Raw genomic sequence first — 23,131 nt, forward strand, 5'->3', positions numbered from 1 at the left:
CATTTTAGGCTGCGCAATACATGCCATACCCCATCATTCTAGTGTTGCCAAAATTTTTGCAACATTTTCATTGATAGGATAATGACTACTCCATCCTAAACGCACGACCACAGTATTGTGTGATGGTATCATCATCACTCTTTGGTTTTTACTGCCCGACATGGCAAAGCTGCCTACTGGTAAACTCGGCCAACGTAACTCATTACTGCCGCTGTTCAGCCAAAACTGATAACCGTATCGAGGCTCATTATCACTATTGTTGGGGGTTTGTGCCGCGACCACCCACTCTTGACTTAATATTCGTTGGTTATTGATTTTCCCCTGTTCCAACATTAGTAATCCCATTCTGGCCCAATCTCGAGCCGATGCAAAAATATAAGAACTACCAACGAACATACCTTCGGCATCTACTTCGAAAATGGTGTGACTGAGGCCGAGCGGCTTGGCAACTTGTAGGTAAAAATAGTCAATAAGTGCTTGCTGCCCACCTAAGGTTTCTGATGCTAAGCGCATAAGAATATTGGTGGTACCAGATGAGTACATAAAATGACGGTCTACCTCATGCTCTGCTGATTTTGCCAAAGCATAACCAGAGGCGCTGGGCTGTAAAAATAACATACGCGTCGCATCTGTGCCTTGAATATAAGTTTCATCAAAAGCCAAACCTGAGGTCATTTGCAACAAACTTTGCAGGGTAATATTTCGACGCTCATCTTCTAGCCAAGCGTCGAATAAATGACTTTGTTCTACCTGTATTTTCTGTTTGAAGGCCAAATTTCCGAGTAGAATGGAGGTCAGGCTTTTGCCCATAGACCACCCAATAATTGGTGTACCGGCGCGAAAACCATCGGCATAAGACTCTGCAACTATTTTCCCGTCTTTTACTACCAATAACGCCCGTGAGTCTAAGCCCGCTTGATTATCTTGCCGTAACAATTCATCTAGGACGACCTGTATTGTTGGCTCAATTGAATTTACGGTTTCTCCTGCGGGTCAGGATAAAGATGATTCCCTTAACGGTGGGGCCCTAAGCGTATCTAAATCAACGAGCGGTTGGGCGTAATCGATAGTACACCCAAGGCCAACCCGATAAGTGGCACTTGAGGTAGATAAACCGATAAAGTCTGCTGTCACTGAATGCTCGGTATAAACAATCGACAGTAATTTCGTAGCCACCGAATAGGCCGCTAAATCCTGCATGACTTGCTGTTCTGACAAACCAGAAATAAACCTACCAGAACAGGCAATTTTCGCCCCCATGCTAGTAGACACATCTAAAGCATCACCAAGGGCAAAAGGAGAAATACTCATTGAGCGCAAGCCAACCATCAACAATAAAATAATGACACTCAGACTTATTAAGGTTTTTTTCAACATGGTTTACACGTAGTAATATGATCCGCAGTCCATCATAAAAAAAATTTGTCTTAACCGCGACCACTGTTTATTACCACCAAAATACATAACTGGCCTGCAGGGCAACCACCAACACAGCCAATTCTGAATTATCTATTTTTATTATTTGCCTTTCTACGCAAGGAAGTCACAATAGGAAAATTAGTCACACTCAAAGTATTTTTTATTATGCAGCAAACATTTAGATTAGTTATTGATTGCCCAGATCAAGTTGGATTGGTAGCGGCCGTAAGTCAGTTTTTGGTACAGCAAAATGCCACAATTGTCGAAGCGAACCATCATACAGATTTACAAACTGGTCGATTCTTCATGCGCCACGAAATTCGCGCAGATTCTATCAATATGGGGCTCGAAAAAGTTAAGCAGGCGTTTACACCAATTGCCGATAAATTTAACATGAATTGGAAAATGATTGATTCGTCGAAAAAACAAAAATTGGTGTTGTTGGCCAGTCACGAATCTCATTGTTTAATGGACCTATTGCATAGATGGCACACCGGTGAACTACCTTGCGAGATTCCGTGTATTATCGCCAATCATCCACAAATGAAACAATATGCCGACTGGCATAACATCCCTTTTCATTGGGTCGATTTTAAAGACCAACCAAAAGAGAAAGCCTTTTCAGAAATCGAAAAACTGATCGAAGCCTATCAAGGTGATTTGACGGTTTTAGCTAGATTTATGCAAATAGTGCCAGACCATTTGTGTAAAAAGTTAGCCGGCAAGGCTATTAATATTCACCACAGCTTTTTACCTTCTTTTGCTGGTGCAAAGCCTTATCAACAAGCATACGAAAGAGGTGTAAAACTAATTGGTGCAACTTGTCATTACGTGACTAGCGATTTAGATGAAGGGCCAATTATTGAACAGGAAGTGATGCGTATTAGCCACAGTGATAGCGCTGCAGACATGGTGCGTAAAGGTAAAAATTGTGAAAAAACAGCTCTAGCCAACGGGGTGCGTTACCACTTAGAAGACAGGGTTATTATTCATCAGCATAAAACAGTGGTATTTGCTTAAGGCTTTCCTTAAGCATATACAATTTTATACAAATCAATAGTTTCATAAGGTTAAGCATGATACGTAAGCATCTAGGGTTCGCTTTGAATATTGTGGCATTAGGATTGTTTTTTCATGGCATTTTACTGACCATGTTTAGTTTTGATATGGAGATGCAAGCGTTATTGAGTGGCTCTTCACTGACCTCTCCACTCATTGATAAAGAGCTTTCGATTATTGCTACGGTCGAAGAATTGTGGAATGACCAGCGCTTTATGGTCGCGGGGTTAATTTTTGCGTTTTCGGTGTGCATTCCGTTGCTAAAAACAATATTGATGTGTGTTGCTTATTTTGTAAAAAATCTCAACCTTGCCAAAAAAATACTCAGCTTCGTTAGCTTAATTGGTAAATGGTCAATGGCTGATGTGTTTGTGGTTGCAATATTTTTAGCTATATTGTCGACCAATCACGCCGATACTGCGACCACCCAAACATTTAATGTATTTGGCTTTCAAATTTCGCTAGAAATTAGCACGCAAACCTTGTCTGCGGTAGGGGAAGGATTTTATTATTTTACTGCCTATTGCATCGTGTCTTTACTGGGTAGCCAATTAGCGCTATCGGCCGCTAAAAAAGCTTACTCCAACAATAAAACTCAGATTTAAAGCAAAAGCATTACCCAGACCGGACGTCTGGGTAATTTTTAACATCTACGCCAAACTATTCAACATAGTTTCTGCGTCACTTACGGCAAATTCACCGGCCGCTTCAACATTAAGCGTTGTCACCACGCCATCATCAACCAACATAGAGTAACGCTGGGAGCGCACCCCGCCAAAGGTCGCAGTTTGCATGTCTAAACCAATAGCTTGAGTAAATTCTGCACCACCATCCGCTAACATCGTAATAGCTTCTGCATTTTGTGTCGCGCCCCATGCACTCATTACAAATGCGTCGTTAACCGATAGACAAATAATTTCGTCTACCCCTTTGGCTTGTAACTTGTCGGCTAGCGTGATGTAACCGGGCAAGTGCGCTTCTGAACAGGTAGGCGTAAATGCGCCCGGTACCGCGAACAACACCACTTTTTTGCCAGCAAAAATATCAGCTGTTGTAGGGTTACTCGCATCTCCGCCTTTACGCAAACTAAAGGTTACTTCTGGTAATTTATCACCAACTTTTATCATTTTGTCATCCATATTAAGTTAATTAACTGAAACTAATTGATCTTACATAATTTAATTTCTAACTAAATAGTCAGTAAAACTATCTTTAAACCAATCTTCGACCAACTGTTTCTCAAAACCAAAGGCTTGGTTTTTATGTCGCAAAGACACACCGTTCATAAAGGATGTATCACGAATGTTCTCTTGCTTCTCTAACAACACATTATCGCCGCCATCCAACAACTGATATGTAAATTTGATTCTGGGTGGAAACATATGTCGCACTACGCGTATATTTCTTGAGTGGGTCTCACCTGCTAAGTCTAAATCTGTCACCTCTAATTTTAGCAAATAGCCGTCAGGCAGCTTTTTAGCCAAACGATTCAGCTCTTTCTCAATATTGTAAAACGCATCATCTTTAGTCGTTTGATAACCGCTGAAAGAATCTTTAATGTCGGAATATTTGTCTGGTTCAGTCCAAGTCACTTCAACTTTTGCCAAAGCAGCAGTTTGAAAACTAAAGAACAGACATACAAACAAAGCTAAAACTCGATTAATAACGTTCATCATCTATCTCCTCAAAATAACCACCTTTGATTAGAGCACAGATTGTTAAAAAAATGTGTAACATTTCTAAACTATATCTAACTCTAAAAGCTCATGTCTTTTAATTAGAAGCAATTACAGTGTGATAGTTCAAATACGGTTCAAGCTGATTAGCTCCACTTTGTGTTTCGAAGCTCCGTTTTCAAAAAAGAGACCGCAACATAACCTGTGCTTAAGTGCTCCTTCAAGCAAACTATAAAACAACTTACTTAGGGTGCATGATATTGAAAATAGCAGTAAATACTAAAAATAGCTTCTCAATCAATTACCTTGAGTAAGCTCTTGTATATTACTGCTCAGTCACTACATCTTGAGCTGACGCAGCTTGGCCGCTACTATGGCTGATAAGGCAATGAAGATTGGTGTAAAATAATGCGAACCTTGCCATCTTCACATATTTTGAATACAAAGCTCTTGTTCACAAAAATATGACTGTCATCTTCACCAATAAAGTGCACGTTACATTGAACAATTGCTAAATCACCGTGCAGAATAAAATCTTCTTTACTGTACCAAACCTTGACCCAAGGCTTGAGTTTAAAACCGTTATCATTAGGGTAATCACTGTTACCGCCAACAAAGTAGGAAAGCGCACCTTCTTTAGTAGGACGAAAAGTTTGCTGGCCAAATGTTAACGTAGGCTTAAATAACACATGGCCATTGTCGTAATCGTAACTTTCAGATAGCACCTGAAGAGAGAATGCTTGAACATCGCCACCTTCGGCATGAACTTTTCCAACTTTTACTACATTGTCGCACCAAGTTTGTAGTGCGGTATGTACCATTTCTTTAGTAAACATAATCTATATCTCTCCTTTAACAGTGTCGTTTGGTTAGACTTCTAATGCTTATACCACTGTAGGTATTCCAACCAAGTGCTAACACGACTTTAATTAACAACCCAAAAACGAGTAACACCATAGTGCGGCATCATTCCATACACTTTAGCGGTGTTACTGTCTCAAAAAGTACTTTTACAGTGTGATATTATCACGCTATCAGCTTAAACATTTAGCCGTAGTTAACAATAGCAATTAGAGATAGCTTTTATCTATCAATAAAAATAACTCAACTTATGATGGAGTACGCGAAAAGCAGTTTAGAGCACATTTGTTTCACTTGGGAAATATCACGCCACAGCTAATGATGACAGGTGGTTGCAGAACCCAGGACGCAATTACTCTGGTTTCACTAGCAACGCAACCTCTTCATTACTCCCGTAGGCGAGAGTTAAAAGCACATAAACTGCATGGCTAAAACCCTAAAGAGCCTCATTATTTACGATTAAATACACATCAAATCGATTGGCTTTACCTCGCATTTCTATTTGCGGTTTTTTATCAGCTAAGTAGGGGGCCCCTGACGGGCGTTTAACCACTACTCGTTTTGTAGCCAAGGCTAACGCGGGGGCTAATAGTAAATTTGCGTCTTCATCTGGACCGAGTAATTGCTGAAATAAGCGCATTTCTTTTTTTACTGCCGCACTTTTTTTACGGTGAGGGAACATGGGGTCTAGGTAGACCACATCGGGGATGTTGTCAGGTTGTTGTTCACGCCAATTAGCTAACAATTCAAAAGCGACCCCATGAAATAGTGTCATTCTGCAATGTAACCAATCGGCTAAATGGGGGTCTTTGGTGGCCCGGCGCAAACCGTCACTTAATAAGGCCGCCACCACGGGTGAACGTTCTATCATATCCACATCACAGCCTAAACTGGCTAATACAAAGGCATCTCGTCCTAAACCTGCTGTAGCATCTAACACCTTAAGCTTATCGATCCCTTTCAAACCAACAGCTTTAGCTATGGCTTCCTTTTTCCCCCACCATGTAAGCGCCTAAAAGTTAAAGCATCAGAAGCAAAGTCCACCAACACAGCGCCCACTTTAGGTTCATCTAATTGACGCAACTCTAGTTGATTAGCCTGTTGAATTAACGCTAACCCGGCGTCTATATTTGCTTGATACGCTAAGCCCCACTGCTGTGCAGTGTGTTGAGCCAGTTCAATAACCTCAGCAGTAGCATCAGTTGCAGTTGTAATATTGATTATATTTTGCAAAGTATCAGGCATGTCCGTACTGCTCTTTGTGACCTAACCAACGATTGATAATAGCTTGAGCGTTAGCTGGATATTGGTTCCATAAATGATTGGCAATGTTTTGTACTTGTGGGATTAACTCTGCATCACGAATTAAGTCGGCAATTTTTAAATCGGCTAAACCTGTTTGTTTGGTGCCAAGTAATTCACCTGGGCCGCGAATTTCTAAATCTTGTTGAGCAATATAAAAACCATCATTCGACTCTCGTAATACCGCTAAACGTTTACTGGCGGTTTTTGATAGCGGGCTTTGATACATCAATACACAGTGACTTTCGACCGAGCCCCGACCTACTCGCCCCCGTAATTGGTGAAGCTGAGCTAGCCCTAAGCGTTCGGGGTTCTCGATGATCATTAAACTGGCATTAGGTACGTCCACGCCAACCTCTATGACAGTAGTAGCCACTAACAAGTCCAGTTCGCCGCCTTTAAAGTCGGCCATAATCTGCTGTTTTTCATCAGACTTTAACCTGCCATGCACTAAGCCTACTTTAAGCTCTGGTAATGCGGTACGTAACAAAATGGCGGTATCTTCGGCTGCTTGGCTTTGCAAAAACTCCGATTCGTCGATCAAGGTGCATACCCAATAAGTTTGCCTGCCTTGCTCCACACTGGCATTACGCACACGGTCAATCACTTCATCACGTCTAGTGTCGGGCAATACTACGGTTTTGACTGGAGTTCGCCCTAGTGGCAGCTCATCAATAATCGAGGTATTTAAATCGGCGTAGGCAGTCATGGCCAATGTGCGCGGAATAGGCGTAGCTGTCATAATAAGTTGATGAGGAAATGCCCCTTGAGATTCTCCTTTTTCACGCAGTGCCAACCGCTGATGCACACCAAATCTGTGCTGCTCATCGACTATCACCAACGCCAAATTATCAAACTCAACGGTATCTTGAAATATAGCATGTGTGCCCACCAGCATCTTAATCTCACCAGACTTCAAATCAGTAAGCACTTGCTCTCTTGCTTTTCCTTTTAATTTACCAGCTAACCAACCTATTTCGATACCAAGTGGCTCAAACCATTGGCGAAAGTTATTAGCATGTTGCTCGGCTAGTAGCTCAGTAGGCGCCATTAACCCGACTTGGTAGCCACTGGCAATGGCCGACAAAGCCGCCATAGCGGCCACTAGGGTTTTCCCCGAGCCCACATCACCTTGCACTAAACGCATCATGGGATAATTTTGCTGCATGTCTTGCTGAATATCAGCTGTCACTCGATGCTGAGCGCCAGTGGGCTTAAAGGGCAAATTAGCCAAAAACTGCTGTAAGATGGGCGCTCCCGCTGGAATCGGATACGAGGCTTGTTTTTGACTTTGCTGGCGCACTTTTAGCACACTCAAATGATGAGCCAGTAATTCTTCCATCACTAACCTTTGTTGTGCAGGGTGTTTACCTTCTTCAAATAGCGCCAAAGTCACATCGGGTGGCGGCCTATGCACTAGTAACAAAGCCTCAACCAAACCCAATTGATATTGATATAAGCCCTCTGGTAGCAGTTCGGCTAAGCCACCTTGCTTCAGTAACGTTAACGCTTGCTCGGTAAGATTGCGTAAGGTGAGTTGCTTAATCCCTTCAGTGGCCGGATACACAGGAGTCAATGACTCTTGCATAGTTTGCGGTTTATCAAGATCAATGGTTTTATATTCGGGGTGCATGATCTCAAGACCATACTTACCCGCTTTCACTTCGCCAAAACAACGAATAGTGTTGCCCACTGCTAGATTACTTTTTTGCGCGGCCGAAAAGTGAAAAAATCTAAGGGTTAAAGTGCCTGTGCCGTCACTCATACGCACAACCAGCATACGTTTGCGGCCAAACTGCACATCACAAGAGGTGACTTCACCTTGAATACTGGTATGCAAGTGAGGCTGTAAATCAGCGATAGGATAAATGCGAGTACGATCCTCGTATCGCATAGGCAAATGAAAAAGCAAATCTTGCACTGAAGCGATAGACAGCTTCAAAAAATTTTCAGCCATCTTGCTACCTACACCTTTTAATTCGGTGATAGGGGTTTGAGCCAAGCCTTTCATTGAGATTCTCTCATTAAAGGCGACTCATTGCAGAGCAATCATTAAACTGGATAAATAAAAAGACATAAACTTAATAAACCAAGATAGCGATGCAGGCGAATCACTTATTAAGCAGCGAATGCCTGTTTAAATATACATTAGATACATCATCGAAGAATTAACTAAATGAATCAAGTATTTATCCATTTGCAGCATACAAAAAGCTAGATTCTAAGATCTACAGAGACAACTTCGCCGCTTGATACAGTAACTCTGGAGAGATCCTCGTTCTTGTATCTGGGTTAACATAGTTAAATTTCACTATCCCTTTTTGATCAAGAATAAACACCGCAGGTGCAGGTAACACCGCAGTGCCGGTCGCTTTATCATTGTTTAGCACTATGTTTTTCTTGGCTTTATAAGCATCACGCTGCTGGTCAGCAACATAATAACCAATGCCAAAGCCGCTTATCGCTTGTAATTCAGCATCTGAATATAGTTTCACCGTAAACTTAGTTTGTAATTTTTGCTCTTGCAATTGAGCTGGGGTCTCAGGTGAGACAGCCAAAATTTGATAGCCCAAATCATCTAACTTGCCTTCAATATCTTTTAGCCCTGCCAATTGACGACTACAGTATGGACACCAACCACCACGATAAAAAATAACTATTGTTGGCTTGTCCATCGTCAAAGCCTTAAGACTTACTGCATTTCCCTCAACACTTTGCAAGGTAGCTTTGGGGGCCACTTGGCCATTTAACAGTGGCGTCACGTCTTGCACCGAATCAGCAATTTTAGTGCGATCTAGTGCTAAGCTAGAAAACGAGATAAACGCTGTAACAACAATAAATAGTGATAATTTCTGCATGAGAGTTCCCATAATTAATTAAAGTGAATATGCCACGCCTAATAGACCCCAATCAAACAATTTTAATTTCACCTAGCTGAATACGTATGCAACATACTGTTTACATATCGGCCTAGGGGTATGATAAAACATGGTTTAATTTACGTTAATTTCACGGGCAAACACATAATGTTTTCTAGTTTATCAAACAGGTTTTGTATACTTCTGCTAATTGTTACAGGTCAAGCTTGTAATCAATCTCAACCACCGCTAGCCGCTACCGATATCACGCAAACGATTGAGCCCAGCTTAAAAGCTATGCGCTCTACCTTAGATGGTGAGACGCGCATTATCAACGTAAAACTAGGTAACGATATTACAGTGGCCTACGACACCAAAAGTTCGGCTTTATTTAAATTATGGCAAGGTGACCTTAGCCTATCGGGTGCGGTGTTTGATCAAAAGCATGGTCCTCAGCCCACAGTGCGTGGCCAAACCTTTATTGAAAATGGCACAGGCACGATGGTCTGTTAAATCTGGCAAAGTCAGTTATCACGGCCATCAACTTAATCAGCAAAATGTAAGTTTGTTATATCAAGCCAAAGGTCAACTCAATGGTCAAGCTTGGCAAGCAGAGATAACAGAAATCCCTAGCGCGACTATTGACACCAAAGCTAACGGCACTGCGATTTCTTATACTCGCACATTCACTGTTTCTGGACTTCCCGATAGCCTAACACTCAACATAGAAGATATTAAAGCTGGCGCCAATACCCAAACAACAGGCCAAGCTGAATACTATGCCAATAGCCAATCACTAACGTTACAAAATGGCAAATCCAGTTTTACCAGCAGATTTTCGGCCATCGAAAAATCAGCGCTAGCAGCCGCTACACCGATACAAGAAATACACCCTGGTTTAGCCTTGATTCAAAATAGTGATTGCGCCGCTTGTCATAATCCAGAGGTAAAAACAGTTGGCCCTTCATATGCAGCCATAGCGCAAAGATACTTCACGATCAGCGGAGCCAAAGAGCAACTAAGTCAAAAGATCATTACTGGTGGTGCTGGCAATTGGGGAGACGTCCCTATGACCCCTCACGCGCAGTTAAGTCAGGGCGACGCAAAACTGATGCTCGACTATATTTTCTCACTACATACGAAAGATGCCACACAAGGTGACAATAACAATGTATTGCTTGGCAAGCCGAGCGTAGCCATCACTTTTCAAGCGAGTACGCCTGAACTCACTACAGACACCACTGGTGCTTTTATTTATCAAACAGGTTTATTAAACGGCGATCCTGATGAAGAGCATGCTCGCACCAGCACGCCAAGTTTAGGCGCCCATGTATCGCAGATACACTTTCCGAACACTGAAAATTTAGGGCCTACATCTAACGATTTCATGTATCAGGTAAAAACCAACTTAACATTAGAACAAGACCTAAACACAACCATACGACTTGTCTCTGATGATGGCGCTTACCTGTATTTAAATAACGAGCGAATTATTAACAACTGGGGATTCCACGCCGCAGAGCCCAAAGATGCAGAAGTAAAACTAGCAGCAGGTATACACCCAATTGAAATTATCTATTTTCAAGCCGGTGGTGGTGGAGCGTTGTCACTGCAATGGCTAAATCCCGAGTCTAAACAATTCGAAGTGATACCGGCAAACATGCTACAAGTCACAAAAAACGACATTAAACAGGTGAAGGCTATAGTCACTGATCCAGACATTATTAAATCCGTGCCTGGTGACCAACAAGAAGTTGCCGGAGTGCATCCTTCCTTTGATTTAAGCCAAGCCCGCCCCGATGAGTTTAAACCTATGGTGGGCGGTATCGACTTTATGCCAGACGGCCGCATGGTGGTAACGACTTGGGATCCCGAAGGTTCGGTTTACTTAGTCGACAATTACCAAAGCAGCCCAGAGCAAATTAATGTAACCCGCATTGCCAAAGGCTTAGCCGAACCTCTTGGGGTAAAAGTGGTAGACGGCGATATTTATGTATTGCAAAAACAAGAGCTAACTCGCTTAGTCGACAGCAATAATGACGGCTTTATGGACAAATACGAATTAGTCTCTAACGACTGGGCAGCGACAGACAACTTCCACGAATTTGCTTTTGGATTAGAATATGAAGACGGATACTTTTATGGCGCATTAGCCACTGCCATTTTACCCGGCGGGGCCAGTGCTGACCCACAGGCGCCTAGTCGCGGCAAAGTGATTAAAATAGCCAAAGACACTGGCGAAGTTGAATTCATTGCTCATGGCTTGCGTACCCCTAACAGCATTGGTCGTGGTATAGACAACAAACTATTTATCGCCGACAACCAAGGAGACTGGCTTCCCGCTTGTAAAATTGTCGAACTGACACCTGGCGCTTGGTATGGCTCGCGCTCGGTAGATTTTGAGGGTACAGCTAATTTAACCGAAACCTTACCGGTAGTGTGGCTACCTCAAGGAGATATAGGCAACTCAGCCAGTCAACCCGCACCTTTGAACATTGGCCCTTATCAGAATCAAATGATCCACGGCGATGTAACTCATGGTGGCATTAAACGCGTATTCGCAGAGCGTGTAGATGGTCGATTACAAGGTGCGGTATTCCGCTTTAGTCAAGGCTTAGAGGCTGGCGTAAATAGACTGATGTGGGCACCAAACGGTAGCCTAATTGTCGGAGGTGTGGGTAACCCCGGTAACTGGGCTCATGGTCAAAAGTTATGGTATGGCTTACAAAGCCTGACTTACAATCAACACTCTACCTTTGAAATGTTAAGTGTCAGTGCCCGCAGTGACGGATTCGAAATCACCCTGACAGAGCCCATTAAACAAAACCGAGTGGTGCAAGCCGATGATTTTGAAATACAACAATGGTACTTCGAACCTACCGCAGAATACGGAGGTCCGAAAAAAGATCAACGTCAGCTGGCAATTCAAGCCCTGACTCTGTCTGATGATCGTACTAAGATCCAAATCAAATTGGATGGATTAAAAGAGAACCATGTGGTGTATTTTAGAATTAAACGGGCTTTTGAAAGCGAAAACAACCATCAGCTATGGAGCACAGAAGCCTGGTATACCCTAAACAAAATCCCACAAGATAAGCCTGTTGAGTTAAACCCTGCTTATGCAATTCAGCACAATGTCTTGAGTGAAAGCGAAATAGCCCAAGGTTGGCAATTACTCTTTGACGGACAGTCTCTAGGGCATTTCAGAAACTATAACCAACAAACTATAGGCAAACGCTGGGGCCTAGATGATGGCAGTCTATTTTTTGCTGGTCGCACGCCACAAGAAACTGGCTGGCAAACAATAGACGGCGGTGACCTAGTCATCACTCCACAGCCAGTTGAAAACTACGAGCTAAATTTGGAGTGGAAGGTTCAACCAGAGTGGTAACAGCGGGATCATTTACAACGTAAAAGAAAGCCCCGAGTTGGAGTTTCCATTTTTGTCAGGCCCCGAGATGCAAATATTGGATAATCCTAACCACGGTGATGGGCAAATTGAGAAACACCGCTCTGGCGACAACTACGATTTAATTAAGAGCAAATTTGTGAGTGTATTGCCCGCAGGCGAATGGAACCAAGGTACGCCTAGTCGTCAATAATGGCCATGTAGAACATTGGTTAAACGGCTACAAACTTGTCGACGTGCAAATGTTCGACGGCAACTGGAAGAGCTTAATTGCCGCAAGTAAATTTAAGGACTGGCCACACTTTGCGAAAACCCCGGGCGGTCACATCGTCCTGCAAGATCACGGCGACCAAGTCTGGTTTAGGAATATAAAAATCAAAAAATTGTAACCCGCACTCAGATAAATAAAAACGGAGCATAGGCTCCGTTTTTATTAAAAATCATATTGCTTTATTAGTTGATACCTTCTCCAATAAATGTTCTAAACTTTTCAGGACTTCCATCTTCATCTCCTGTCAGTAAAAAGTACACCATTCCCGCATCTGATATATCTGCAACGTCATCAGGGTGTCTTTTCATTCGCTTATAAATCCATTGTACACTTTTATCTTGATGCGCTTGCATCCACTGCCACACTGACCAATCATGCTTTGAATTCCATAACAGTGCGGGATCCCATTTGCCATTTTGATCTTTAATTCTTTTGTATTGCATTCGGCCGCCACTTAAGGCTATGACTTGCTCTAAAGTGTGATGTTTTTTGTCGTCGGCTACTGGCTTTTTATCAAATTTAGGATCGCCCCGACGTAAGTGGTTATCGTTGTAGCCACTGTGTGAAATAATATTCACATGTGCGAGGCTGGCAGCATGACCATTTTCCACCACATTTTTGACCGCCCTGTACAAGAATTCAGAGGGTCCCATATGAATGAAATATAATGGATTGTCATGCGTCGATTCTTCAAGTACCTGCGTTAAGTGATGTAACGCGTTTTTGTAATCGGCACTCACATCAAAGAACTTACTTGGATCATAATTCCAATTTTTGATGGCTCCCTCTACCCCTATTGCCATTTCGTTAATATCAGTTGTGTGGGGGGCCGAATCGATGAAATTATTATATGAAAAGTGTACCAGTTGATTGTGCCGTTTTAACTTAGCGATGATGGCCAAGGTAGCAGGTGTTGCCCCCAGTCATCAGGATCGGCTCTTGGCCAAAAGTGAAGGTTGTCAGCTTGATTGTTGCCGTCGGCACTAATGGCAATACGATTATGCTTATATCCCCAACCCGACGCCTGTATGTGAGTAGACACAATGACGCTTAATACAAAAATCAACATGATGCTTTTCATTAATTTAGTCCGCAATAATTCTTTAAAGACAATAAAGGCTACAGCAGCCCTTAGTGCCAGGTCTACAATTAATTGATGACAAAATAACTTTTTGAGAAATACAGTCTTCAATGGTGACTTCAAACAACACAGAGAAAGCACATTTAACACTTGCCTGAAAGGAATGCCCCAGCGCCTTTTGCTCTGCGTTCTTGGTATGTGAAAGGCAGCAACCATTCCCTCATACCGACGCCTTGTTCAAAAACCGCTGGATCCATTCTGAAAATTCTCTTATCAAGAAGGATTGGTATGAGGGACGTGGCTGCTTATTTCGCAAAACGCCTAGTATATATATTTTTATTTAGCTCTTTAGCCGCATCAACTAAGGGTTGATAAGGTATGTCAGCGACACTAACAAAACCGACATTGTAGTTTTCGCCATCGTAGGCTCTGCCAGTTAACGGTGAGTCAATATACTGGAACCAATGCGCACCGACTAAATAAGGATTATCAATTACACTATACATATACTCTTGATATTTCTTACCTCTATCAGCTTGATTTTCAGCATGGATTAATCCTGGGTTTAATAAACCCGAATCCATCGCTCCATTATGAAATTCACCAATAATACTAGGCATATCCAGCTCTGCTAGAATATCCCAGTATGGCTGATCAATCCCCTCTCGGTAATAATTGTAACTCATCACATCAACCCATTTGGCGGCAGCATTTCTCACTTCTGGGGTCATCGCCCAATGTGCAAACCTAGGCCCCATGTACATATGATTCGGCATATGCTGTTTTAATAGTGTACCGACTATGCTGAAGTATTTATCAGCGTAGTCATACAACAATACTGCAAAATCACCTTGCATTGGTTGAGTGATATTTTCGACAACAAATCCGCTCTCTAAGCTCTGCCATGAATCGAGTTGGCTGCCCCAAGCCTGATTAAGGGCATCTATATTTTGGTAGCGCTGCTGTAGTTTATTCACAAAAGCACGTTTAAGAGGACTTACAGCACTGGGTTGTTTAAGGGCATTGATCACTATGCCATATTGCGCTTGAGGACTTCCTTCAGAGCCCCAACTTTTTTCATTGTCGATAAACACCCCTACACACCAAGGGTTATCTTGCACTTCATTGGCAATTTGCTGCACTGCTACTGCCGCTCGCTGAGCAAAAACAGGATCAAAAGGGTCTGGCATTGCGCCCCAGTAATCATTGCCTGAACTTACAGTTTTAAAATCCCCTATAATCCAACCATTGGCAAAATACGGCAAACGATTCTCTTGGTAGTATGCAGGGTCCACCCAATTGCCAAAAGAGGTAAAGCCCCAAGTATGCATACGTTTAATGGTAGTGTCTCGCCACTTGGCCATTAACTCATTTTCGTCATTAGTCGCGTATTTGCGAGCTAAATTGGCGCGATAAAAGCTATAGGTTTCACCATGCTCAAGTACCCCACTGTGCACAGTTCGACGATAACCAAAACTCGCCGCCTCATCATCCTCATAACTAGGTAGCCAAGTGAACATATTTGAACGCAGCTCTGAGCTAACGTAGCGGCTAGCTAAGGCTTTCTCTGGCGCGGGATTTAAACCAATAGAATCTTCAGGCGTATAATCATCTGCAGCTCTTTGTTTTATCATTGACTTATCAAAGTCATAACCGGTAATCGTTGAGGTATTGGCCATACGGATGTTGGCAATACCATTAGAAAAGAACAAGTAACCTTGGGGGTCAACCAACGTCCACTTACCTTGATATTTCTCGGTTCGATAATAACCTGTTGCTTGTAAACGCGGGCCATCAGCCCAACCATTAAATTTAGAACGAGACGTAAAAAGCTTATCCTGTAGGCTCTTTTGCTCTTTGGCAGACTCTGCCAATAGCGCTTTAGTACTGTTTACTTTACCCACAAAATCTAGCTTGGCATTTTGACCGAATTTGTCCACTAAACCCGCTGCAAAATTTGGATCAAAGTCTTGAGGCTCAACCACACGTAGGTTATCAATTTCTAACTGCTTATCTTCAAGCACACCCGAAACCATAAAGCGGATACTAGCAATAGCTGAAATATCAGGTTGCTTTGCCCCACCACGCCAAATAGTTTGCACATAATCATGTTGCCAACTGATAGGATTATTGCGCATGCCAGTGTTTAGTCCAAGAGATGGCGTATTAAGCTCAATCAAATAACTTCTTTGGCTATTAGCTGGAATAACCACACTACGCAATTGTGAAGCTCCTTTGTCGTCTTTTGTATAAATGTAGGTATGCACCGAAGATTGATTAGGATTCCCTACATCCATCACCAAGCCTGCATGGCGAAACTCAGAGAAATCCCAAGGCATGTCAGGCTTAATGGTAAAGGAAGTATTATGGTGATTGGCTGATGCCAAGTTAATTTTCAAACGCGAGCCAGATTCATCTTTGGTCAAAGTTGAAGTGGCGTTTTCTAGCTTAATTAATTGCAAGTCTTGCGCTTGCTCAAAATCTACCAATAGCTTTTCTTTACTACTCAACTTTTTTGGGCCAGTTTGCTCTGAGCAGCCAACGCTCATAGCCACCAAAAAATCAAACCCCAATGTTTAACGGCATATTTTTTCATAAACCCTTCCTAATGCTATTGCATACTTTACTAATTGCCTACCAATAATGTTTCATTTATAGCATCAAAATATACAATTTGAAAGATTGTTAACAATATTCATTTAACTTTTAGGTGTTTTTTACATTCGTTAAATTACAGAGCGAAAATTAACATCAACTCCAATAAGTGAATATTCCAGCCCATATTGATAAGTGACATCTCAGAATCCATCCCGCGACTTTGAACAAGGCGCTTGTATGAAGGAATGGTGGCTTTTTGGATGGAAGCTAGGGTGTAAGGGGTTCAGATCAGCAGCACTTAATTTTAAAGTGCCTACTTTGGCGCAAGACCCATACTCTCCAGCTTTAATAGGATCTCAGCTTTTTGGTGGTTAGCGATGTCTAGCCGATGTTTGCCTTCTTTCGCGGCAATTAAGGTGTATAGAGAATTGAGTCCCGTACCTTCTACCTTCTGCTTTAAGCGTTTATACAATTCAAACGAATCAATGGCCATAAACTCTTCAACAGAATGAATATCAACCTTGGCTAACATTTCTTCACTTTTAAGACCAAAGCCCTTTAAGTCTCGAATATTCATGCCGCGAAAAGGGTTTACATTCGGTTGTTGTATTCTTTGCCATCAAGGCATCGTCTGCTTGAATATGACCATGCTCATCGACATAGGGATATTCAATGCCCTTGCGGTCACATATTTCGCGGTACCTTGGGAAACCACCTTGAAACAACACTTTTTGACATTCTTCAGCTGATAATTGTGGTTGATTATACATCCCTGCAATTTGCCTTTGTCTTTGCGCCTCGTACAAGATCAAAGCTGCGGCCACTGATACATTTAATGACTGCACCATGCCCACCATAGGGATCACAATTTCTTGATCAGCAAGAGCAATAGCTTCATCAGTAGCACCGTGTTTTTCTTGGCCAAGAATAATCGCAGTGGGTAGGCTGTAATCTACTTCGCGAAAATCTACCGCTTTGTCGGACAGGTTTGTTACCAACACTTGCATCTTCTGTTGTTTTAAATACCTCACTGCATTTTCGATCGAGCTGTGTTCTCGGGTATATACCCAATTCTCACTGCCCATGGCTGTACCTTTACGAATTTGCGCTTTTTTCTTCCAAATAGCCTGTACTTCGTGCACACCTACGGCATCGCAACTTCGCACAATAGCAGAAACATTGTGGGGTTTATCTAGCTGTTCTAAACACAGAGTTAAACTAGGTTGACGCAAAGCGAGTAACTGCCTGATGCGCATATTACGCTCAGGCGACATGTTAATTTCTGGACGCATAAATAATACTAAATCGAGCCTATTCCGGTAATTCCATTACTCCATCAATTTCGATTTGAACGCCCTTTGGTAAGGCACTAATTTGCACCGCAGCCCTGGCAGGATAAGGTTGCTCAAAATACTGGCTCATAATCTCATTCACCGTAGCAAAATTAGATAAGTCAGTTAAGAAGATATTAACTTTAGCCAAGTGATCAGTCGAACCACCGGCAGCTTCGCAAACCGCACTGACGTTTTTAAAAACTTGATGAGCTTGCTCAGCGAAATCATCTGAAATCACTTGCATGGTTTCTGGCACCAATGGAATTTGACCAGATAAATAAACCGTTGTACCAGACTTAATTGCTTGGCTATAAGTACCAATGGCGGCTGGCGCCTTGTCAGTATGAATAACAGACTTAGACATAAGAATATCCTTTTATTATTAATTTAATGATTAGCAGGGTTTAGTTGTTTTTTCTTGCTTGGCTGTGTCGAGAGACACGTTGCACTTCGGGCATGATTCTAATTTTTCGCATCACATTCGCTAACTGTAAGCGATTGCGAATACTCAACTCAATATCAATGTAATAGACATTGCTTTCTTTTTCTTCTGTTTGTAAACCAATAATATTGGAGCCCACAGAAGCAACAGTACTGGTCAACGTGGCCAATGTACCTTGGTGATTGATCAATTCAATTCGAATCGAGGCGCGGAAATCTCCACTTATGTCTTCGCCCCATTGCATCGTCAATACTCTATGAGGCTCTTCTTTCTTTAATTTACGTATATTGCTACAGCCAGTTTGGTGGATCACTAGACCTCGGCCTGGACTAAGTACAGCAACAATCTCATCATCTGAGAATCGGGTGGCAACAACGAGAATAAGACACAAGCAACCCTTCAGTACCTCGAATGGCTACTTTAGTTTCTTTTTGATCTAGTTCTGTCGACTCGCCTAATAGACGTCTGGCAACTATAGCGCTTAATTCATTACCTAAACCTATGTCGGCAAGGAGTGCATTGAAATCATTATGTTTGGTTTCAGTTACCACTCTGTCGATATCTTGTTGTGGAAGATCGTCTAACTTCACTTTACCCAAAGCATGTCTGAGTAAACGGTTGCCCATGATGACGGCTTCTTCTGAGCGTTGTGTTTTCAGGTAATGCCGAATATGAGAACGAGCCTTGGCGCTAACCACAAAGTTTAACCAATTAGCATTAGGCTTAGCTCGCGGCGAGGTAATGATTTCAACTGTTTGGCCATTTACTAAAGGTTTGCTGAGCGAGTAAGGACGCCTTTCAACCTTAACCCCAACACAAGCGTTACCAATACCGGTATGCACCGCATAAGCAAAATCTACAGCGGTTGCGCCTAAAGGCAATTCAATAATTCGCCCGTTAGGCGTAAACACGTATATTTCATCTGGAAATAAATCCGTTTTAACACTTTCAATAAATTCAGATGAAGAACTGGCACTTTGCTGCAATTCTATTAAAGACTGTATCCACTTCTGTGCCCGTACTTGAGCCGTGGTATCATTGTTATCGTTAGAGTCTTTATACACCCAATGTGCCGCTACGCCCTTGTCTGCCATTTGATCCATGTCATGGGTACGAATTTGAATTTCTACCGGAATACCATGTGGTCCAATTAACGCGGTATGCAATGACTGATAGCCATTGGTACGCGGTATGGCAATGTAATCTTTAAATCGACCTTCAATCGGTTTATACAGACCATGCATGGCCCCAAGCGCTCGATAACAGCTGTCGACGGAGTCAACTATGATTCTGAATGCATAGATATCCATCACTTCGTTAAACATCAATTCTTTATTTTTCATCTTTCGATAAATAGAATAAAGATGCTTTTCTCTTCCTGTCGTTTGCGCGTTAATGCTCAACTCGGCTAATCGGCTGGTTACTTCTTTCTGGGTATTTTCTATGATTTCTTTACGATTACCGCGAGCCTGTTTAACAGCTCCTTTTAACGCTCGAAAGCGTAGCGGATACATAGCTTGAAAGCCTAATTCTTCTAATTCATTCTTAATATCATGAATACCTAGGCGATGGGCAATGGGGGCATAGATGTCTAGAGTTTCGCGAGCAATGCGCCGTCTTTTATCTGGTCGTAACGAACCTAAAGTGCGCATGTTATGAGTACGGTCGGCCAACTTAATCAAAATGACACGGATGTCTTGCACCATTGCCATCATCATTTTACGAAAGTTCTCGGCTTGAGCTTCTTGTTTGTTACTGAAGTGAATTTTGTCTAATTTACTCACCCCTTCAACGAGCTCTGCTACGGTTTGCCCGAATTCGCCACTTAGGTCTTCTTTGCTGTACTCGGTATCTTCAATTACATCATGTAACAGCGCCGCCATAATGGTTTCATGGTCGAGTCGCATGTCGGCTAAGATTGCCGCAACCGCTACAGGGTGGGTTATATAAGGGTCGCCACTAGAACGCATCTGTCCACTGTGGGCATCTTGAGCTAGCACAAACGCTCGCTGAGCATCCGCTACCCATTCTGGCGGCAAATAGTTTTCTAACTTTTGTTTTAAACCCTCAAAAAGATACACAAATACTGCTTTTAGTAATTAATCAGGTTATTAGAATACGAGGAAAAAGGACACAAGCCAACGGCTAACACTAATAAATGTAGCCGTAAGCTAAAAAAAACGTTATTCTGCAGAAAGAATATTCGCTACAGAGGCAAATTCTGCTTGATCTTGCTCTTGTTGATCACGGAGGGTTTCTGCGTCTAATGTATCAGCAGTGACCAGTCCTTCTTCAATTTCACGCAATGCAAGAACAGTAGGCTTATCTGTGCCTCTTGGAACTAAAGGGTCTTTACCTTCAATTGCAATTTGACGAGCACGACGAGCGGCCACTAGAACCAAATCAAAACGATTGCCAATTTTATCTACAGCATCTTCAACTGTTACGCGAGCCATGATGATCTCCATCGGGTGTTAATATGAAAAAAAGGTCGCATAGTGTACTTATTAATTAAGCACTTTAAAAGCTATTTGATCGGCAAATGATCAATCTAACCGAAATAAATTAAAATACCTTGAATCTTTTTTCTTCTTGCCCGTATACTAAGCGCTCTTGTCGGAGTGCCTTTTTAGGCTGAGACCGTTAATTCGGGATCCGTTGAACCTGATCGAGTTAGTACTCGCGAAGGAAACAAGCGAGAGCATGAATCTATGATTTTTAATAATTAAGATCAAATATTTAGCTCCGTTAACCAATAATTTCATGGTCAAACTATCAACCTGAATTACTGGTGCTTTTCAACAAAATACCTCTCCAGACAAGCAACTTCCTTTTCAACTGTATTTGTGAGATTGCTAATGTCAAATCGTCGTCAAACTCGTGCGCAAGCACAACAATTTATTGATAATTTAAAACCCTTACTCCACCCCAATTCAAGCAAAGTGTACTTACCAGGGATCCAACATGATATCCAAGTTGGTATGCGAGCAATTCAACAGACCGATACTATTCTAGGAGGAACCGAGTCTGAACCTGTGACAGAAGCTAATCCTGACATAATGGTTTACGACTGCGCTGGGCCCTACTCTGATCCTGATGCCAACATTAACGTACGTCATGGCCTACCTAAGCTTAGAAGGGACTGGATTATTCAGCGTAAAGACGTTGAACAATTGCCAGATGCCAGCTCACGCTATACCCAACAGCGTATGGCTGATGATGGCTTAGATCACCTACGTTTCGACTCACTAGATAAACCACTTAAAGCCAAAGCAGGCAAATGTGTCACGCAAATGCACTACGCTAAAGCAGGTATTATTACTCCAGAAATGGAATACATCGCGATTCGTGAAAATATGGCTAGAGAACACGTTAGCCAAGATGTCTTGACTCAAAAAGCGGCTGGACATGCTTTCGGTGCCACAATCGGACAACCCATCACCGCTGAGTTTGTACGGGATGAGGTGGCTCGCGGACGAGCAATTATTCCGGTTAATATTAATCACCCCGAAGCCGAACCTATGATCATTGGTCGTAACTTTTTAGTTAAAGTCAACGCCAACATAGGTAACTCAGCTGTAACCTCATCTATCGAAGAAGAGGTAGAAAAATTGGTTTGGTCGACTCGCTGGGGCGCCGATACTGTAATGGATTTGTCTACTGGACGATATATTCACGAAACTCGAGAATGGATAGTACGTAACTCACCAGTACCTATTGGCACAGTGCCTATTTACCAAGCCCTCGAAAAGGTCAATGGCGTCGCCGAAGATCTAACTTGGGAAGTGTTCCGCGACACCTTAATTGAACAGGCCGAGCAAGGCGTGGATTATTTTACTATTCATGCCGGCGTGTTACTGCGTTACGTTCCCATGACCGCTAAGCGACTAACCGGTATTGTATCTCGCGGCGGTTCGATTATGGCGAAGTGGTGTTTGTACCATCACAAAGAGAGCTTTTTGTATGAACACTTCAGAGAGATTTGCCAACTGTGTGCAGCCTACGATGTGTCATTGTCATTAGGTGACGGCATGCGCCCAGGCTGTATTGCTGACGCCAACGATGAAGCCCAATTTGCCGAATTACAAACCTTGGGAGAGCTGGTGAAAGTCGCTTGGGAATACGATGTACAGACTATCGTCGAAGGCCCTGGACATATTCCTATGCAACTCATAAAAGAGAATGTTGAGATGCAACTTGAAATCTGTCATGAAGCACCGTTTTATACCCTTGGTCCGCAAACAACAGATATCGCACCAGGCTATGACCACTTTACTTCGGGGATTGGTGCCGCTCAAATTGGTTGGTATGGCGTCGCGATGTTATGTTACGTCACGCCCAAAGAACACTTAGGCTTACCTAATAAAGAAGATGTCAAACAAGGGCTTATTGCTTACAAAATTGCCGCCCATGCAGCAGATGTAGCTAAAGGCCATCCTGCGGCACAAATTCGTGATAATGCTTTGTCTAAAGCGCGCTTTGAGTTTCGCTGGGAAGACCAATATAACTTAGGGCTCGACCCCGATACCGCTCGCGCGTATCACGATGAATCTCTACCGCAAGAATCAGCCAAAGTCGCACACTTTTGCTCCATGTGCGGACCTAAATTTTGCTCCATGAAAATTACCCAAGAGGTGCGTGATTATGCAGCAACCCAACCAATCGATGTAGAGCAAGATGCCACCCGCTTAGTAGAAAGCCGCATGTTGAGCGAGACAGAAATAATGCAAGCTATGGATATCAAATCGAAAGAGTTTAAAGCCCAAGGAGCCAATATTTATACACCCGTTAACGAGCAAGTGGGTCAAGGTTCGAAATAAA

At 42.6% G+C, this 23,131-nt stretch carries 21 protein-coding genes, 2 pseudogenes and 1 riboswitch; of the genes and pseudogenes, 7 read left to right on the forward strand and 16 right to left on the reverse strand.

Annotated elements, in window-relative coordinates; genetic code table 11:
• Nucleotides 1–33: 33 nt before the first annotated feature.
• Both RS130_RS02300 and RS130_RS02305 read right to left on the reverse strand, forming a co-directional pair.
• Nucleotides 34–936, reverse strand: a complete 903-nt coding sequence (locus RS130_RS02300) for a serine hydrolase domain-containing protein (protein WP_316024611.1) — start codon at nucleotides 934–936, stop codon at nucleotides 34–36.
• Nucleotides 937–993: 57 nt separating this feature from the next.
• Nucleotides 994–1,377 carry a hypothetical protein gene (locus RS130_RS02305; RefSeq protein WP_316024612.1) on the reverse strand — a complete coding sequence of 128 codons (384 nt, stop codon included), beginning with the start codon at nucleotides 1,375–1,377 and terminating at the stop codon, nucleotides 994–996.
• Nucleotides 1,378–1,584: 207 nt separating this feature from the next.
• Here RS130_RS02305 and purU point away from each other — a divergent pair, with 207 nt between their 5' ends.
• Together purU and RS130_RS02315 are read left to right on the forward strand one after the other, a co-directional pair.
• Nucleotides 1,585–2,439, forward strand: coding sequence for a formyltetrahydrofolate deformylase (gene purU / locus RS130_RS02310; protein WP_316024613.1), 855 nt, complete (start codon nucleotides 1,585–1,587; stop codon nucleotides 2,437–2,439).
• 56 nt (nucleotides 2,440–2,495) lie between these two features.
• Nucleotides 2,496–3,083, forward strand: coding sequence for a paraquat-inducible protein A (locus RS130_RS02315; protein ID WP_316024614.1), 588 nt, complete (start codon nucleotides 2,496–2,498; stop codon nucleotides 3,081–3,083).
• Between the two features lie 45 nt (nucleotides 3,084–3,128).
• Here the strand turns inward: RS130_RS02315 and RS130_RS02320 are convergent, their stop codons facing one another.
• The 6 genes and pseudogenes from RS130_RS02320 to RS130_RS02345 form a co-directional block, all read right to left on the reverse strand.
• Nucleotides 3,129–3,605 (reverse strand): peroxiredoxin, encoded by a 477-nt coding sequence (locus RS130_RS02320; protein WP_316024615.1) that lies wholly within the window; start codon nucleotides 3,603–3,605, stop codon nucleotides 3,129–3,131.
• A gap of 51 nt (nucleotides 3,606–3,656) precedes the next feature.
• A complete protein-coding gene (locus tag RS130_RS02325) occupies nucleotides 3,657–4,154 on the reverse strand; it encodes a DUF3016 domain-containing protein (RefSeq protein ID WP_316024616.1) in 498 nt (165 codons plus the stop codon).
• Nucleotides 4,155–4,525: 371 nt separating this feature from the next.
• Nucleotides 4,526–4,990, reverse strand: a complete 465-nt coding sequence (locus RS130_RS02330) for a hypothetical protein (RefSeq protein WP_316024617.1) — start codon at nucleotides 4,988–4,990, stop codon at nucleotides 4,526–4,528.
• Nucleotides 4,991–5,451: 461 nt separating this feature from the next.
• A pseudogene (locus tag RS130_RS02335) lies at nucleotides 5,452–6,260 on the reverse strand (class I SAM-dependent methyltransferase).
• Nucleotides 6,253–8,328, reverse strand: coding sequence for an ATP-dependent DNA helicase RecG (gene recG / locus RS130_RS02340; protein WP_316024618.1), 2,076 nt, complete (start codon nucleotides 8,326–8,328; stop codon nucleotides 6,253–6,255). Before recG ends, RS130_RS02335 begins: the two are co-directional and overlap by 8 nt.
• Nucleotides 8,329–8,545: 217 nt before the next feature.
• On the reverse strand, nucleotides 8,546–9,175 hold the full coding sequence (locus RS130_RS02345) for a peroxiredoxin-like family protein (RefSeq protein WP_316024619.1): 630 nt from the start codon (nucleotides 9,173–9,175) through the stop codon (nucleotides 8,546–8,548).
• Between the two features lie 168 nt (nucleotides 9,176–9,343).
• Here RS130_RS02345 and RS130_RS02350 point away from each other — a divergent pair, with 168 nt between their 5' ends.
• From RS130_RS02350 to RS130_RS02365, 4 genes are read left to right on the forward strand one after another with little or no spacing between them, the layout of a single operon-like run.
• The gene (locus RS130_RS02350) at nucleotides 9,344–9,688 is read left to right on the forward strand and encodes a hypothetical protein (RefSeq protein ID WP_316024620.1); all 345 of its coding nucleotides are present in this window, start codon (nucleotides 9,344–9,346) and stop codon (nucleotides 9,686–9,688) included.
• On the forward strand, nucleotides 9,663–12,566 hold the full coding sequence (locus tag RS130_RS02355; protein WP_316024621.1) for a PA14 domain-containing protein: 2,904 nt from the start codon (nucleotides 9,663–9,665) through the stop codon (nucleotides 12,564–12,566). Before RS130_RS02350 ends, RS130_RS02355 begins: the two co-directional genes overlap by 26 nt.
• Before the next feature lie 37 nt (nucleotides 12,567–12,603).
• Nucleotides 12,604–12,777: a LamG domain-containing protein gene (locus RS130_RS02360; RefSeq protein WP_316024622.1), complete on the forward strand. Its 174-nt coding sequence runs from the start codon at nucleotides 12,604–12,606 to the stop codon at nucleotides 12,775–12,777.
• On the forward strand, nucleotides 12,728–12,973 hold the full coding sequence (locus RS130_RS02365) for a 3-keto-disaccharide hydrolase (protein ID WP_316024623.1): 246 nt from the start codon (nucleotides 12,728–12,730) through the stop codon (nucleotides 12,971–12,973). Before RS130_RS02360 ends, RS130_RS02365 begins: the two co-directional genes overlap by 50 nt.
• Before the next feature lie 64 nt (nucleotides 12,974–13,037).
• Here the strand turns inward: RS130_RS02365 and RS130_RS02370 are convergent, their stop codons facing one another.
• From RS130_RS02370 to rpoZ, 8 genes and pseudogenes are all read right to left on the reverse strand, one after another.
• Complete coding sequence (locus RS130_RS02370; protein ID WP_316024624.1) at nucleotides 13,038–13,757, reverse strand: hypothetical protein; 720 nt, start codon at nucleotides 13,755–13,757, stop codon at nucleotides 13,038–13,040.
• Nucleotides 13,736–13,936 (reverse strand): hypothetical protein, encoded by a 201-nt coding sequence (locus RS130_RS02375; protein WP_316024625.1) that lies wholly within the window; start codon nucleotides 13,934–13,936, stop codon nucleotides 13,736–13,738. The genes RS130_RS02370 and RS130_RS02375 overlap by 22 nt, the downstream gene beginning before the upstream one ends.
• Nucleotides 13,937–14,241: 305 nt before the next feature.
• Nucleotides 14,242–16,485 carry a beta-galactosidase gene (locus RS130_RS02380; RefSeq protein ID WP_316024626.1) on the reverse strand — a complete coding sequence of 748 codons (2,244 nt, stop codon included), beginning with the start codon at nucleotides 16,483–16,485 and terminating at the stop codon, nucleotides 14,242–14,244.
• Nucleotides 16,486–16,847: 362 nt separating this feature from the next.
• Nucleotides 16,848–17,066, reverse strand: a complete 219-nt coding sequence (locus RS130_RS02385) for a TfoX/Sxy family DNA transformation protein (protein ID WP_316024627.1) — start codon at nucleotides 17,064–17,066, stop codon at nucleotides 16,848–16,850.
• A 10-nt stretch (nucleotides 17,067–17,076) separates the two neighbouring features.
• Nucleotides 17,077–17,808: a tRNA (guanosine(18)-2'-O)-methyltransferase TrmH gene (gene trmH / locus RS130_RS02390; protein ID WP_316027951.1), complete on the reverse strand. Its 732-nt coding sequence runs from the start codon at nucleotides 17,806–17,808 to the stop codon at nucleotides 17,077–17,079.
• A 37-nt stretch (nucleotides 17,809–17,845) separates the two neighbouring features.
• Complete coding sequence (locus tag RS130_RS02395; RefSeq protein WP_316024628.1) at nucleotides 17,846–18,232, reverse strand: RidA family protein; 387 nt, start codon at nucleotides 18,230–18,232, stop codon at nucleotides 17,846–17,848.
• Nucleotides 18,233–18,272: 40 nt separating this feature from the next.
• Nucleotides 18,273–20,391 (reverse strand): annotated as a pseudogene (gene spoT, locus RS130_RS02400) (bifunctional GTP diphosphokinase/guanosine-3',5'-bis pyrophosphate 3'-pyrophosphohydrolase).
• Nucleotides 20,392–20,493: 102 nt separating this feature from the next.
• On the reverse strand, nucleotides 20,494–20,766 hold the full coding sequence (rpoZ, locus tag RS130_RS02405; protein ID WP_316024629.1) for a DNA-directed RNA polymerase subunit omega: 273 nt from the start codon (nucleotides 20,764–20,766) through the stop codon (nucleotides 20,494–20,496).
• A 151-nt stretch (nucleotides 20,767–20,917) separates the two neighbouring features.
• A riboswitch (TPP riboswitch) is annotated at nucleotides 20,918–21,018 on the forward strand.
• Between the two features lie 150 nt (nucleotides 21,019–21,168).
• Between rpoZ and thiC the strand changes: the two genes are divergently transcribed.
• Entirely contained in the window at nucleotides 21,169–23,130 is a 1,962-nt protein-coding gene (thiC, locus tag RS130_RS02410) for a phosphomethylpyrimidine synthase ThiC (RefSeq protein ID WP_316024630.1), read from the forward strand.
• Nucleotide 23,131 lies beyond the last annotated feature (1 nt).

The sequence above is a fragment of the Paraglaciecola aquimarina genome (genome assembly GCF_032464635.1).
In the GTDB taxonomy this organism is placed as follows: domain Bacteria; phylum Pseudomonadota; class Gammaproteobacteria; order Enterobacterales; family Alteromonadaceae; genus Paraglaciecola; species Paraglaciecola aquimarina.

Coding starts and splice junctions, on each gene's coding strand:
- RS130_RS02305 (WP_316024612.1), bottom strand. CDS start 1,377: ATGTTGAAAAAAACCTTAATAAGTCTGAGTGTCATTATTTTATTGTTG.
- purU (WP_316024613.1), top strand. CDS start 1,585: ATGCAGCAAACATTTAGATTAGTTATTGATTGCCCAGATCAAGTTGGA.
- RS130_RS02315 (WP_316024614.1), top strand. CDS start 2,496: ATGATACGTAAGCATCTAGGGTTCGCTTTGAATATTGTGGCATTAGGA.
- RS130_RS02320 (WP_316024615.1), bottom strand. CDS start 3,605: ATGATAAAAGTTGGTGATAAATTACCAGAAGTAACCTTTAGTTTGCGT.
- RS130_RS02325 (WP_316024616.1), bottom strand. CDS start 4,154: ATGATGAACGTTATTAATCGAGTTTTAGCTTTGTTTGTATGTCTGTTC.
- RS130_RS02330 (WP_316024617.1), bottom strand. CDS start 4,990: ATGTTTACTAAAGAAATGGTACATACCGCACTACAAACTTGGTGCGAC.
- recG (WP_316024618.1), bottom strand. CDS start 8,328: ATGAAAGGCTTGGCTCAAACCCCTATCACCGAATTAAAAGGTGTAGGT.
- RS130_RS02345 (WP_316024619.1), bottom strand. CDS start 9,175: ATGCAGAAATTATCACTATTTATTGTTGTTACAGCGTTTATCTCGTTT.
- RS130_RS02350 (WP_316024620.1), top strand. CDS start 9,344: ATGTTTTCTAGTTTATCAAACAGGTTTTGTATACTTCTGCTAATTGTT.
- RS130_RS02355 (WP_316024621.1), top strand. CDS start 9,663: ATGGCACAGGCACGATGGTCTGTTAAATCTGGCAAAGTCAGTTATCAC.
- RS130_RS02375 (WP_316024625.1), bottom strand. CDS start 13,936: ATGAAAAGCATCATGTTGATTTTTGTATTAAGCGTCATTGTGTCTACT.
- RS130_RS02380 (WP_316024626.1), bottom strand. CDS start 16,485: ATGAGCGTTGGCTGCTCAGAGCAAACTGGCCCAAAAAAGTTGAGTAGT.
- RS130_RS02385 (WP_316024627.1), bottom strand. CDS start 17,066: ATGTTAGCCAAGGTTGATATTCATTCTGTTGAAGAGTTTATGGCCATT.
- trmH (WP_316027951.1), bottom strand. CDS start 17,808: ATGTCGCCTGAGCGTAATATGCGCATCAGGCAGTTACTCGCTTTGCGT.
- RS130_RS02395 (WP_316024628.1), bottom strand. CDS start 18,232: ATGTCTAAGTCTGTTATTCATACTGACAAGGCGCCAGCCGCCATTGGT.
- rpoZ (WP_316024629.1), bottom strand. CDS start 20,766: ATGGCTCGCGTAACAGTTGAAGATGCTGTAGATAAAATTGGCAATCGT.
- thiC (WP_316024630.1), top strand. CDS start 21,169: ATGTCAAATCGTCGTCAAACTCGTGCGCAAGCACAACAATTTATTGAT.